Origin of the sequence: Saonia flava (genome assembly GCF_011927795.1) — a bacterium.
In the GTDB taxonomy this organism is placed as follows: Bacteria; Bacteroidota; Bacteroidia; order Flavobacteriales; family Flavobacteriaceae; genus Saonia; species Saonia flava.
In genome coordinates this window covers 185,736-199,372 of sequence record NZ_JAATJJ010000001.1, presented here as the reverse complement: position 1 = coordinate 199,372, position 13,637 = coordinate 185,736, and the positions used below count along the sequence as shown (strand labels likewise).

At 35.8% G+C, this 13,637-nt stretch carries 12 protein-coding genes; 11 read left to right on the top strand and 1 reads right to left on the bottom strand.

Going from position 1 to position 13,637, the window contains the following annotated elements; all coding sequences use genetic code 11:
• Window positions 1-39 precede the first annotated feature (39 nt).
• From GGR42_RS00930 to GGR42_RS00910, 5 genes are read left to right on the top strand one after another with little or no spacing between them, the layout of a single operon-like run.
• Window positions 40-2,856 carry a type I restriction endonuclease subunit R gene (locus GGR42_RS00930; protein WP_167959932.1) on the top strand — a complete coding sequence of 939 codons (2,817 nt, stop codon included), beginning with the start codon at window positions 40-42 and terminating at the stop codon, window positions 2,854-2,856.
• On the top strand, window positions 2,856-4,241 hold the full coding sequence (locus GGR42_RS00925; RefSeq protein WP_167959930.1) for a restriction endonuclease subunit S: 1,386 nt from the start codon (window positions 2,856-2,858) through the stop codon (window positions 4,239-4,241). The genes GGR42_RS00930 and GGR42_RS00925 overlap by 1 nt, the downstream gene beginning before the upstream one ends.
• Window positions 4,234-4,821 carry a hypothetical protein gene (locus tag GGR42_RS00920; protein WP_167959928.1) on the top strand — a complete coding sequence of 196 codons (588 nt, stop codon included), beginning with the start codon at window positions 4,234-4,236 and terminating at the stop codon, window positions 4,819-4,821. Before GGR42_RS00925 ends, GGR42_RS00920 begins: the two co-directional genes overlap by 8 nt.
• A gap of 14 nt (window positions 4,822-4,835) precedes the next feature.
• On the top strand, window positions 4,836-6,590 hold the full coding sequence (locus GGR42_RS00915) for a DUF262 domain-containing protein (protein ID WP_167959926.1): 1,755 nt from the start codon (window positions 4,836-4,838) through the stop codon (window positions 6,588-6,590).
• Window positions 6,587-8,110 carry a class I SAM-dependent DNA methyltransferase gene (locus GGR42_RS00910; RefSeq protein ID WP_167959924.1) on the top strand — a complete coding sequence of 508 codons (1,524 nt, stop codon included), beginning with the start codon at window positions 6,587-6,589 and terminating at the stop codon, window positions 8,108-8,110. Before GGR42_RS00915 ends, GGR42_RS00910 begins: the two co-directional genes overlap by 4 nt.
• Window positions 8,111-8,234: 124 nt before the next feature.
• On the opposite strand, the gene GGR42_RS00905 is transcribed toward GGR42_RS00910, so the two are convergent.
• Entirely contained in the window at window positions 8,235-8,519 is a 285-nt protein-coding gene (locus GGR42_RS00905) for a DUF2188 domain-containing protein (RefSeq protein ID WP_167959922.1), read from the bottom strand.
• 149 nt (window positions 8,520-8,668) lie between these two features.
• Here GGR42_RS00905 and GGR42_RS00900 point away from each other — a divergent pair, with 149 nt between their 5' ends.
• From GGR42_RS00900 to GGR42_RS00875, 6 genes are all read left to right on the top strand, one after another.
• The gene (locus tag GGR42_RS00900; protein ID WP_167959920.1) at window positions 8,669-9,370 is read left to right on the top strand and encodes a carboxypeptidase-like regulatory domain-containing protein; all 702 of its coding nucleotides are present in this window, start codon (window positions 8,669-8,671) and stop codon (window positions 9,368-9,370) included.
• Between the two features lie 54 nt (window positions 9,371-9,424).
• The gene (locus GGR42_RS00895) at window positions 9,425-9,712 is read left to right on the top strand and encodes a hypothetical protein (RefSeq protein ID WP_167959918.1); all 288 of its coding nucleotides are present in this window, start codon (window positions 9,425-9,427) and stop codon (window positions 9,710-9,712) included.
• Between the two features lie 32 nt (window positions 9,713-9,744).
• On the top strand, window positions 9,745-10,194 hold the full coding sequence (locus tag GGR42_RS00890) for a hypothetical protein (protein WP_167959916.1): 450 nt from the start codon (window positions 9,745-9,747) through the stop codon (window positions 10,192-10,194).
• 131 nt (window positions 10,195-10,325) lie between these two features.
• On the top strand, window positions 10,326-11,273 hold the full coding sequence (locus tag GGR42_RS00885; RefSeq protein ID WP_167959914.1) for a sugar phosphate isomerase/epimerase family protein: 948 nt from the start codon (window positions 10,326-10,328) through the stop codon (window positions 11,271-11,273).
• Window positions 11,258-12,892, top strand: coding sequence for a PQQ-dependent sugar dehydrogenase (locus GGR42_RS00880; protein WP_167959912.1), 1,635 nt, complete (start codon window positions 11,258-11,260; stop codon window positions 12,890-12,892). The genes GGR42_RS00885 and GGR42_RS00880 overlap by 16 nt, the downstream gene beginning before the upstream one ends.
• Before the next feature lie 36 nt (window positions 12,893-12,928).
• On the top strand, window positions 12,929-13,630 hold the full coding sequence (locus GGR42_RS00875) for an SGNH/GDSL hydrolase family protein (protein ID WP_167959910.1): 702 nt from the start codon (window positions 12,929-12,931) through the stop codon (window positions 13,628-13,630).
• The last annotated feature ends 7 nt before the right edge of the window (window positions 13,631-13,637 follow it).

Genomic DNA, 13,637 nt, shown 5'->3' with positions numbered 1-13,637 from the left:
CTTATTTTTATAGTGTAAAATGGAGTCTTAAATTTTAGAATGTCCAATATCAGAAACCAAAATCCAGAACAAATTGCTCGTGATAAAATTGACGAAATGTTGAAATTATCTGGTTGGTTAGTTCAGTCAAAAAAGAAAGTTGATTTATCTGCGGGAAAAGGAGTTGCTGTGCGTGAATACCAAACGGATGTTGGACCTGCCGACTATGTTTTGTTTGTAAACCGAAAACCAGTCGGAATTATAGAAGCAAAACGTGAGGACGAAGGACACAGACTTACAGTTGTTGAGGAACAATCTTCAAACTATGCCAACGCAAAATTAAAATACTTAAATAACGACCCTTTGCCTTTCGTTTATGAAAGCACAGGAACCATAACAAGATTTACAGATTATCGGGACCCAAAACCGAGAGGGCGAAATGTTTTTAGCTTTCATAAACCTGAAACTATAGCAGACTGGTTAAAAAAAGGCGATAGTCTACGGAAAAGACTGCTATCAATTCCTGCTCTAGATGTTACAGGACTTCGTCCTGCTCAAATAGTAGCAGTTAATAATCTAGAACATTCTTTTAAAAAGAACAGACCAAAAGCATTAATTCAAATGGCAACTGGTGCTGGAAAAACATTTACAGCTGCAACTTTTGTGTATCGATTATTAAAACATGCAGACGCAAAACGTATTTTGTTTTTGGTAGACACCAAAAACCTTGGCGAACAAGCAGAACAGGAATTTATGACTTTTCAGCCAAATGATGATAACCGAAAATTTACAGAATTGTACAATGTTCAGCGTTTATCTTCAAGTTATATTGCTTCTGATAGTCAAGTTTGTATTTCAACTATACAACGCCTCTACTCTATTTTAAAAGGAGAAGAATTAGACGAAAGTGCTGAATTGGAAAATCCGAATGAAAATTCTTGGCTACAAAACAAAATGTCAAAAAACAAAGCTGTTCCTGTTGAGTACACACCAAAAGTACCCATTGAACAATTTGATTTTATAGTCATTGATGAAGCTCACCGTTCTATTTATAATTTATGGAAACAAGTATTAGATTATTTTGATGCTTTTCTAATTGGTTTAACTGCAACACCAGATAAAAGAACCTTCGGTTTTTTCAATGAAAATGTAGTGAGCCAATATACTTACGAAGAATCAGTAACAGATGGTGTAAATGTTCCTTATGATGTGTATACGATTGAAACTGACATTTCACAAAATGGTGCAATGATTGAATCTGGTTGGTTTGTAGATAGACGAGATAAACTAACACGTAAAAAACGTTGGCAACAAGAAGATGAAGATACCGACTATAAACGCAACGATTTAGATAAAAAAGTTGTCAATCCAAGTCAAATTAGAAACATCATTCGTGAATACAAAAAGGCTTTAAAAACAACTATTTATCCAAATCGTATTGACGAAAATGGCGATTACGAAGTTCCAAAAACCTTAGTATTTGCAAAAACAGATAGTCACGCAGACGATATCATAAAAATCATTCGAGAAGAATTTGACGAAGGCAACGACTTTTGTAAAAAAGTAACCTACAAAATTGAGGAAGACCCAAAATCGGTTTTAAACCGTTTTAGAAATTCCTATTATCCTCGAATTGCAGTTACAGTTGATATGATTGCAACAGGAACAGACGTAAAACCATTAGAGGTTTTATTGTTTATGCGAGATGTAAAAAGCATCAACTATTTTGAACAAATGAAAGGTCGTGGTACACGAACTATCAATAGTGATTCTTTACAATTAGTAACCAAAACGGCGAAAACAAAAACGCATTTCGTAATTGTAGATGCAGTTGGTGCAACAAAATCTAAAAAAACAGACAGCAGACCTTTAGAACGTAAACCTTCTGTTCCAATGAAAGATTTATTGGGAGCAGTAACAATGGGAGTTGCAGACGAAGATTTGTTTTTGTCTTTAGCAAACCGATTAATCCGTTTAGAGAAACAAATTACGTCAACCGAAAAAGATAGATTATTAGAATTTTCTGGTGGTAAAAACTTAAAACAAATTACCAAAGAACTAATTACAGCTTTCGACCAAGATGAAATTGAAACCAAAGCACAAATTGAAATTGACAAAATTCCTGTGCATGACCAAACACCTGCTTTAATTGAAGAAGCCAAGAAGAAAGCTCAAGAACAGTTGATTTTAGAGGCAAGCAAAACATTTAATGGAGAGTTAAATGGTTATTTAGATAATGTTCGTAAACAACATGAACAAATTATAGATAGCGTAAACATAGATACAGTTACAAAAAGTGAGTGGGAATCCACTTCTGTAGATAAAGCAACCGAAATTGTAAAAGATTTCACAGCATATTTAGAAGCAAACAAAGACGAAATTAAAGCCTTAAGCATTTTTTACAATCAACCTTACAATCGTAGAGACATCACCTTTAAAATGATAAAAGACGTGATGGAAAAACTTCAATTAGAAAAACCATTATTAGCACCAGATTACGTTTGGGATGCCTATGTCACCCTGAGCGGAGTCGAAGGGTCTCAAAAACCAAAAGACCAATTAACAGTATTAGTTTCTCTAATTAGAAGAGCTTGTGGTATTGACAGCGAATTGAAAGCCTACGACAAAACGATTGAAAACAATTTTAAAACGTGGATTTTTAAGCAAAACGCAGGACAACACAATCGCTTTTCACAAGAACAATTAGATTGGTTACGAATGATAAAAGACCACGTAGTGAGCAGTTACCATATAGAAATAGACGATTTAGAGTATACACCTTTTGATGCCAAAGGCGGTAAAGGAAAAATGCACCAATTATTTGGCAACCAAATGAATGAAATTATTAAAGAACTCAATGAAGTACTAGCAGCATAATGAAAGAAGATTGGGTTCAAACGGATATAGAAAATATTTTCAAGAAACTTGAAAATGGAAAAAGAATAAATCAAGGATGGAGTCCACAATGCAAAAAAAGTCCATCTCCATCTGATAACATTTGGGGGGTTTTAAAAACAACTGCAATTCAAAAGAATTTATTCTGGGCTCACGAAAACAAAGAGCTTCCCGAGGACAAAATAGTTCGTCCACATTTAGAAGTAAAAGCTGGCGATATTTTACTTACTTGTGCCGGCCCTCGTAATAGATGCGGTATTGCTTGTACCGTTATTAAAACTCGTCCAAAATTACTTCTCTCTGGAAAGATGTATCGATTCAGGCCAGACGAAAGTGTAATGACTACTGATTTTTTGACTTTTTTCTTGCAAACACAGGAAGCTTGGCTTGCCATTGATAAAATGAAAACTGGAAGTAGTGATAGTGGTCTTAATTTAACTCATGCGAGATTTAAAAAATTACCTGTTAGAATCGCTCCTCTCCCTGAACAAAAAGCAATTGTAAAAAAAATAGAAGAATTATTTAGTAGTTTAGATAGCGGTATTGCAGACCTTAAAAAAGCACAAGACCAATTGGTTATTTATAGACAAGCAGTTTTAAAAAAGGCTTTTGAGGGTGAGTTGACTAAAGAGTGGAGAGATAAAAATGAAATTAAATTCGATTGGGAAAATACAACTACTGGAGAAGTAATGCCTGATATTAGTTCTGGTTCAACACCAAAAGCTGAATTTCTGTCCAAAGATGGTGAAATTCAATTCCTCAAGGTTTACAATTTAAATTTTGATGGAACTTTGAATGATAAAAAAGACCCAGCATATACTACAAAGGAAATTCATAATACACGAAATAAAAGAGCTATAAGTAAGGCTGGAGATGTCTTAATTAATATTGTTGGTCCACCCTTAGGAAAAACTTCTATGATACCTTTAAACTGTAAAAAGGAATTTAATATTAACCAAGCAATTGTGCGTTTTAGACCAAATGAAAAAATATTGTCGAAATTTTTATCCTTCTTTTTGCAAAATCCTGAAACAATTAATTGGTTAGAAGGAACCTCAAAAGCCACAGCTGGTCAATATAATGTAAAGGTTACAACTTGTAGAATAATACCAATTTCTTTACCACTAGTTTCAGAACAATACCAAATCGTACAAGAAATAGAAAGTCGTTTATCAGTGTGTGATAAAGTAGAAACAGACATTGCAGACAGTTTAGAAAAAGCCCAAGCCTTACGCCAAAGCATTCTTAAAAAAGCATTTGAGGGTAAATTATTAAGCGAAGAAGAAATTGCTAAATGTAAAGCAGATAAAGCCTATGAGCCAGCATCTGTTTTGTTGGAGAAAATAAAAAAGGAGAAAAATGGATAAGAAAATTCAGAGATTGATTGATGGTTCGAGTGAACTTGCGAGACATTTTAAAAGTGAAGATGACTACTATTGGACATTCCCAATAGATTATATTAATAGTAACGACCATTTACAATCTTTCCTTTTAAATAATAAGGACATTGAGGTATTCTCTTTGTTCAAAAAGCACTATCCTCAATTAGAGCCATATATAGAGAACTACAAAGCACCTTTAGTTAAACTTAATGATAAAGAGTTTATGGTCCATGATTCGGTTCGATTCATTCTATATAATTATTGCGTATTTAAATTAACTAATGATCTTTTAACTTACTGTTCAAACGTAAGAAATACTCCTGGTCTTCGAATAGAAGATGGTCCAAATAAAAGATACTCTTATCCCTATTCAGATGAATATATTATGCGAAAATTATTTTTAAAAGATATCAAACATCCACTTGCAGTAAATAATTTCATTTCTAGAGGTTTTTATATGAGAAGTTATATAGGCGGTCGTCAATTCCTTAACCTTAATCATATTGAAATGCTTGTAGAGCGTGCTGAAGAAACTTATGATTTTAGTGAACTTAAAATCAATTAATAAAATATTACTAAATGGAAGAAAGTTTTAAACCCAATAGTTTAACCATAAATAAATTACTCACTGATTCGGATGCATTGTATCAGATTCCGGTTTATCAACGTCCATATAAATGGGGAGATGATGAAATTGATAAACTTTGGGATGATATAATAGAAAGCTATAGCAATCAAGAACCGAATTATTTTTTAGGTTCAATTATTACAGCAAAATCTAGCCAAGGCACGAAATATCTCGATGTAGTTGATGGACAACAACGATTGACTACGCTTATTATATTAATGGCAACCATTCGTGATTTATACCCAAAAATTAATGAAGAGCAATGTGAAGAAGACCCATTTGCAATTGGTATTGAACAAATAAAAAATGCAATTATGGTTAGCGATAAGTTTGGGCGTTTGCGTTTGGCAACACATTCTAACCATAGTACAGACTTTGACAAACACATTATAAAGGGCAATACATCAATACTCAAAAAACCATATAAAAAGGATTTAAGAAAAGATGAAGCACCAGAATTTAAATTTATTAATACGTCAGTAGAGTTTAGGTATAGATTAGAAGAGCTAGGGGAAAAAGAGGCAGGTAGCTTATTAAACTATATTTTTAATCAGATTAAAATTATTAGAATAGATTGTACAAATGTAGGGTTTGCAATCAAATTGTTTCAAGTACTTAATGCCAGAGGATTAGATTTAACAAATTCTGATTTAATTAAAAGTTATTTAATTGGTAAACTTTATACAAACTATGATGAAGAGGTAGTAAAGATTAAGGAAAGCCAGTTTCTACAAGATTGGATAGCTTGCGAGGGAATTGCATTGGATATAGAGGAGAGTATGAATGAGTTGTTCGTTATGTACGAATACTTTTTATTGGCATCAAACCCCAAGAAATCATTATACGATGAATTAGAACGTCAGTTTGAGAACGAAGACCCAATAGATGTTATTGGTGACTTTAAAGCATTTATTACTGGTTATCAAAACCATGTCTATGACACAAAAAGTCCATTAGATTATTCGTTCTTCTATTTACGTTGGTCCATATATTGGAAAACTATTTTAAGTACAGCTATTCATATTGGGTATTCAGATATTAAAGAGTTTAAAGAATCCTTGAGAAGGTTTTTCTACTTATTTTGGATTGCAGGTTTTACCTTATCAAGAATTAAGCAAACGTCATTTAATTTAATAAAATGGTTAAAGGATAAAAAGCTGATTAACGAAATTAAATATGAACTGGAAAAAAGTATTAAGGAAAACAAAGTTCAAGAAAGAGTTGAAAGTGCTTTAAGTGGTAATGTATATCAAGAACCTTGGTGTAAACCACTTTTGGCTTTAATTGAATACAATCAAATTGATAAACCAGAATACATTTGGCTAGGTGATAGGAATATTCATGCAGAACATATTCTTCCTCAAAATTTTAATGAAGTTTATGGTTGGAAACATGTAATTGAAGATGATAGAGACGGTATTGAATATGTGAATACTTTTGGTAATATGACTCTACTTAGTGGGAAGAAAAATATTGAAGCGAGTAATGATGCATTTGAGAATAAAATAAGCATATACCAAGGCAAGGGAAAGCACGGCAGTTCTGATAATAAGATTACTTCATTTAGGATTACCCAAAAAATATTTGATGATTACAATCAAAAGAAGTTGGAAAGATGGGATATTGATACCATTTTAAAAAGAAAAACAGAACTACTAGAAGAACTTGAGGAAATACTAAAAATAGATTTAAAAAACATTAGATGACTGACAGCTCAATAATATCAAAAATATGGAACCTTGCCAACGTACTACGTGATGATGGTGTAGGGTATGGAGATTATTTAGAACAAATAACCTATTTGCTATTCCTAAAAATGGCAGATGAACTAAATAAACCACCTTACAACAAAGGCTTGGTGTTTCCAAAACTAAAAGATGTAGAAGGTAATGAGGTTACAGAGGCCGAAATAGCAAACTGGGAAACCTTATCTAGCAAACGTGGTGCAGAATTAGAATCATTTTACAGTCAATTGCTGCGAACACTTTCCACAGAAAAAGGAACACTTGGGCAAATTTTTACCAAAAGTCAAAACAAAATACAAGACCCAGCCAAATTATTAAAAGTCATCAATCTCATTGATAAAGAAGATTGGTCTATGATGGGTGCTGATATAAAGGGTAAAATATACGAAGGTCTTTTAGAGAAAAACGCAGAAGATACCAAAAGTGGAGCTGGTCAATATTTTACACCAAGGGCATTGATAAAAACAATGGTAGCTTGTGTACAGCCTAAACCTCTAAAAACCATTGTTGACCCAGCCTGTGGAACTGGTGGTTTCTTTTTAGCAGCTTACGATTGGATTGTAGATAACAACAAATTGGACCGTGAAGAAAAGGAGTTTTTAAAGAACAAAACCTTTTACGGAAACGAAATTGTTGCCAATACACGTAGAATGTGCTTAATGAATATGTATTTGCACAACATTGGAGAAATAGACGGAGAATCGTTTATCAATCCAAACGATGCATTAATTTCAGATGATGGAGAACGCTACGATTATGTATTAGCAAATCCACCTTTTGGTAAAAAGAGCAGTATGACGTTTACCAACGAACAAGGTGAGATTGTAAAAGAAGATTTAAGTTATAATCGTCAAGATTTTTGGGAAACTACATCTAACAAGCAATTAAACTTTTTGCAGCATATAAAAACACAGCTTAAAATAAATGGAGAAGCTGCAGTAGTGCTTCCTGACAATGTTTTGTTTGAAGGTGGGGCGGGTGAAGAAGTGAGAAAACAACTCATGAAAACTGCTGAATTACACACAATTTTGAGATTACCAACGGGGATTTTTTATGCTCAGGGTGTAAAGGCAAATGTGTTGTTTTTCAATAACAAACCCGCAAGTAAAGAAGCTTGGACAAAAGATATTTGGTTTTATGACTATAGAACAAATGTGCATCATACGCCCAAGAAAAACCCCATGCGTCAAGAACACTTGTCGGAGTTTATTGAGCTATATAATGGCAGTAACATCAATAAACGCGCAGCAACTTGGAGCGAAGAAAATGAAGAAGGAAGGTGGAGAAAGTATAGCTATGATGAAATCATTGCAAGAGATAAAACGAGTTTGGATATTTTTTGGTTGAAAGACAAAAGTTTAACCGATTTAGACAATCTACCAGACCCAGACATTTTAGCAAGTGAAATCATTGATAATTTAGAATCTGGCTTAAACAGTTTTAAAGAAATCATGGAAACGATAAACGGAGAAACGGAATAAATTAATTGAATTAAAAGAACGAGCATTTGTTTTCTCTACCCATAATGTAAGCCATAAAACTATGGGTTTGCTTAAACTATCGTAAAAACTATAAAAAGGGGAAAGTCCCATTTTCTAATAAACATTAATCATAACTAATACGGTCCCGTATCGTACCATCTGCTCTATGGATAATAACATCGGCCTTATACTTCTTTGCAATCCTTTTGGCTTTTCTAATGGCAGTATCCTGGCGTCTGTGTTTAGACGTAATGCGTTTGTTTCCCTCGCGGCGTACCGCCCACCCTTTATCATTGGGGACCACGTGTTGGTGCCATGTTCGTGGCCTATTACTTGTACGAGCACTCTTAAAAAAGACCTCTACAAGTTGGTGTAAGATATCTAACCAAGAATTTTTGCTAGTAGACATAGGGTATTACTTAGTGCCTAACAAGATACTATTTTTTGTTTTTAGAGCTATGGGGATTGGTAACTTCCCTAAGCCAAACCACCCTTTCCCTCAATCTTGGTTTTTTAGGAATACCAGTACTCCTAGTTTAGCTCTAAATAAAAACCATTATGAGCTATATAATTACCATCCCAGAACCATGTACCGAGAATTGGAACACCATGGCCCCCACCCAAAAAGGGGCGTTTTGTGACAAATGCAGTAAAGAAGTCGTAGATTTTACGCATACCAGTAGGTTTGAGCTTTCCAAAAAATTAGAAAGCGGCACTAAATTATGTGGTAGGTTTAAACCAAGTCAGTTAAATACACCCATTCCCTCTGTTTCCCAAAACACATGGAAACGCAATGCCGCTATGTTGGGTTTCACCTCCTTATTGGCTATTGGAAGTCCGGTCGCGGCACAGCAAACAAAACCTGCCCTGGAAACGGTAGAAGAGGAAATAGTCACCTTGGGAGACATTGCCATTGTCCCAATAGCGCAAGAAAACATAACCATCCATGGCAATGTAAAAGACTTAGAATTTCCTCTCCCCGGGGCTACTGTGGTTTTAAAAAATAGTACAGTGGGTACCCAAACAGATTTTGATGGGAATTTTAGTCTTACCCTACCCGCTTCGGAAATACAATCACTAAATACATTGGTTATATCCCATATAGGATACATAACCAAAGAAATAGCTGTGGATAGAAATACGCCCTTCCTTGAGATTACTTTTGCAGATGAGGAAATAGAATATATGGGAGGATTGGTTATCATTGAAAGACAAAATATTTTCAAAAGAATTGGCAACCTTTTTAGAAGAAGAGACTAGGGCTTTTTGTAACAAAACCTTCATTTTCCCTACCCATATATAAAACAGGAAGATATGGGAGGAGAAGGAAGCATGTCACATGCAATTACAAGTTTAAGAGAGAATAGAGCATTATTAAGGAAAAGGCGTACGTTTAAAGAAATTAGAGAATACTATGCAAATCTTTCTGGAAAAACCAGATTAGACTTTAAAAATGTCAGCCCAGAAGAGTTGCTCATTATTAGAAATAAAATTATTGAGAAAGCCAAGAAAGACAAAAAGAAGGAAATACTTATTTCCATTGTTGCTTTGGGGTTGGTATCTCTTTTCATTTATCTTGTCTATTGGTGGTTTACGGTATAAATGGTATCTTGGTGTAGATTTAAACCAACCCAATGCCTACCCAAGAAAACACTGTTCCCAAACCTTTTTTACAAACCTTGTCCATGTTACATTTAGGCCTTTTTACGGGCCTGGTAGCTTTTACAGGCTTTGCCTATTACACGGGAGATTCCTTAAAGACAGAAAGTTATCCCAATGGAGATGTTTTTCTTTATCTAGTGCCTATTGGTGCCATTGTTGGCTATTTCTTTAGTCAGTTTATGTTTCAAAAAATGGTGGGCAACATTCCCCAAAAGCGACCTTTACAAAGTAAATTGGCACGTTACCAAAGTGCCTCGCTCATTAAATATGCCATTTTGGAGGCTCCGGCCTTTTTGGCCCTCTTTGCCTTTTTACAAGATTCCCATGCCCTATACCTTACCATTGTGGTTAGCTTAATCGTGTATTTTTTTACACAACGTCCTACAGAAGATAAAATAAAAAAGCATTTGCATTTAAGATAACTACCCATGAAAAGCATAGATTATCAATTAGTTAGAAAACCAGAGAATAGACCGGTATATAAAAACGATTAAATAATTACATATAGGAACTTGGTTCCTTACCTATTTTTTTACTTCAAAATACATTTACATTGAAAAACATAAACAGAAGGGAATTTGTTAAAAAGTCGGTTCTTTCCGCAAGTGCCGTACCTTTTATTTCTCCCATTTCCAGTATCCTATGGGCATCCCAAGAAAATAAGCTGCCCATTCATATTTTTTCCAAGCACCTACAATTTCTGGATTATAGGTCGGCCGGAGAAATAGCGGCGAAAATAGGTTTTGCAGGATTGGACCTAACGGTAAGGCCAAATGGCCATGTACTGCCCAAAGACGTGGAGAAAGTGCTGCCAAAAGCCATAACAGATATTAAAAAGGGAGGTTCATCTTGCTCCCTAATGACGACGGCAATAGAAAGTGTACGCAATGAAAGGGATATGGCCGTCCTAAAAACAGCTGCTACCTTGGGGATAAAATTCTACCGTTCCAATTGGTTTAACTATAATGGGGAAACATCCATGCCGGAAGCTTTGTTAAACTACCAACAGGAGGTAAGTGACCTCTCTAAAATTAATAAAGAGTTGGGACTGGTAGGCTGCTATCAAAACCATGCCGGCACACGTGTTGGTGCCTCTTTATGGGAAGTGGCAAAATTATTGGAAACAGCGGATCCATCACATTTTGGGGTGCAATATGATATTAGACATGCTACGGTCGAGGGAGGGCTATCCTGGGAAAACGGCCTTAAATTAATACAGGAACATATAAAGACGATAGTGGTAAAGGATTTTAAATGGGGGCTGGTAGACGGTGAATGGACCACTGTGAACACCCCCATTGGTGGGGGAATGGTAGATTTTAAAACCTATTTTGGGCTTCTTAAGAAATATAACATCCAAGCACCTGTAATCTTACATATGGAATATAATTTGGGAGGAGCAGAACATGGGCGTACAGCACTTACAGTAGATAAAAAAGTGGTTTTTGAGGCAATGAAAAAGGATTTGAAAAAAGTACAGGAACTATGGGCAGAGGCATAAAATTATTCATGGCTCTTGGGATAATCATGTTCATTTATGGGTGCCAATCCCCTACTCCCAAATTGGATGTGACTACGTATGTGGCAGAGCTGCAGTTGGAATCTAGCCTATTGGTTGCCACGGAAGTGGCCCATAATTTGGAAGTTCCATGGGATTTGGAAGTGGGTCCAGATAACTGGGTTTGGTTTACGGAACAAAAGGGAACCATAACCAGGGTGCATGTAGAAACCGGTGAACTTCAACAGTTAGTGACTGTTAATGATATGTTTTATAGAAAATCATCGGGACTGTTCAGTATGGTCTTACATCCAGATTTCTCCGATAATCCCTATGTATATGTGCATTATACCTATGCAGAGAAAGATTCCAATCTATTGGACCATATTTTTTCCAGAGTGGTCCGGTTTACCTTTAAGAATAATGAGTTAATAGAGCAAACCACAATTCTAGATGCCATTCCTGGGAATACCTTCCATAATGGTTCTAGAATGTTCATTGGGGATGACCATACCCTATTTTTAGGTTTGGGAGATGCTGGTGGTGACACAGAACTGACCCAAAACCCAAAAGTTATGAACGGTAAAATACTCCGTATTAACTTAGACGGAAGTATTCCAACAAACAACCCCTATCCCAATTCTCCCGTTTGGAGCATGGGACATAGAAATGTACAGGGCATTGCCTACGGAAATGGGAAACTCTATGCATCCGAGCATGGTCCACTTAATGATGACGAAATTAATATCATTACCAAAAAATCCAATTACGGTTGGCCAGATGTCCATGGATACTGTGATTTGGAAAGGGAAAAACTATATTGTGACCAACACAACATTAAGGAGCCCTTACAGGCATGGACACCCACTGTGGCCACTTCGGGGCTTTTGTACTACAACCACACACTTATTCCTGAATGGAAGAACAGCTTGATCCAAGCAACTTTAAAAGGACAATCGCTCAGGGTATTAAACTTAAATAATTCTGGTGACCAAGTAATCAACGAACACATCTTGTTCCAAAAAAGGTTGGGAAGAATTAGAGATGTGGCTATGGGAAAAAATGGTGAAATCTATATTGCCACCAGTAATCTAGATTGGCATCCCGGGCATCAACCTTGGATGTATGATTCTCTACCAAAAGAAAGGGGCGACCGCATTATTAAAATAGAAAAAGTAAATTCCAATATGTTGGAACAATTGGCAACCCTAGAAAACCGAATGGAGCTTGTAGAGGATAAAGAGCCTTATGCCCTACCCTCTGAAGATTGGAATTTTAATGCTACAGATGATGAATTGTTAAGTGGTCAAAAATTGTATATGGCGCAATGTGCAGCGTGCCATAGACCCGATGGAAAAGGAAATGTGGGACAGATTCCGCCTTTGGTAAACAGTGAATGGGTCACTGGGAACAATTCCAGATTAATAGATGTAATGCTAAAAGGGTTAAATACCCCTATTACGGTAAATGGTGTGGAATACCAAGATGAAATGCCATCCTATCAAAATTTGCCAGATGAAGAAATAAGGGATATCTTGAATTTTATTAGAATAGAATTTGGGGAAACCTCTGGCAATATTATTGCTGCGGACGTATTGCACCAACGTAAGGGACTTAAATAAAACCATCATATCATACCAAACCAAAAAAATAAACTCATGAAAACAATTAAAATAGCCATGTTCGCAATGATAGCTTCTCTTTTTAGTATGAACAACACTATTGCACAAGATATTTCCAGGGACTGGTGCAACTTGGGCAGATTCCAAGAAGACAATGCAGCGCTGGGTGACCCTAAAGCGGGTGAGGACAGGGTTGTTTTTATGGGGAATTCCATTACCATAGGTTGGAGCCACCACCAACCCGAATTTTTTGAAGGGAAACCCTATGTAAACAGGGGAATCGGTGGGCAGACCACGCCACAAATGCTCCTAAGATTTAAGCAAGATGTAATAAATTTAAAACCTAAAGTGGTGGTTATCTGCGCAGGGACCAATGATATCGCAGAAAATACTGGTTATGCCAGTACCCAAATGATTATGGACAATCTAACTTCTATGGCCGAGATTGCCATGGCCAATGGGATTACTGTTGTGCTGGCCTCCGTTCACCCTGCTTTTGATTATAGATGGAGACCAGGCTTAAATCCCAACATTAGAATTCCTGAGTTAAATAAGGAGATTAAAAAGTATGCCCAAGCAAAGGACATTGTATATCTGGATTATTTTTCTGCCATGACAGATGGAAATAATGGTATGAGAGGTGAATTGACCTCTGACGGGGTGCACCCCAATAAATTGGGTTATGAAATCATGGCCCCTTTGGCAGAAGCGGCCATAAAGGAAGCTTTAGATAAATAAAATACCT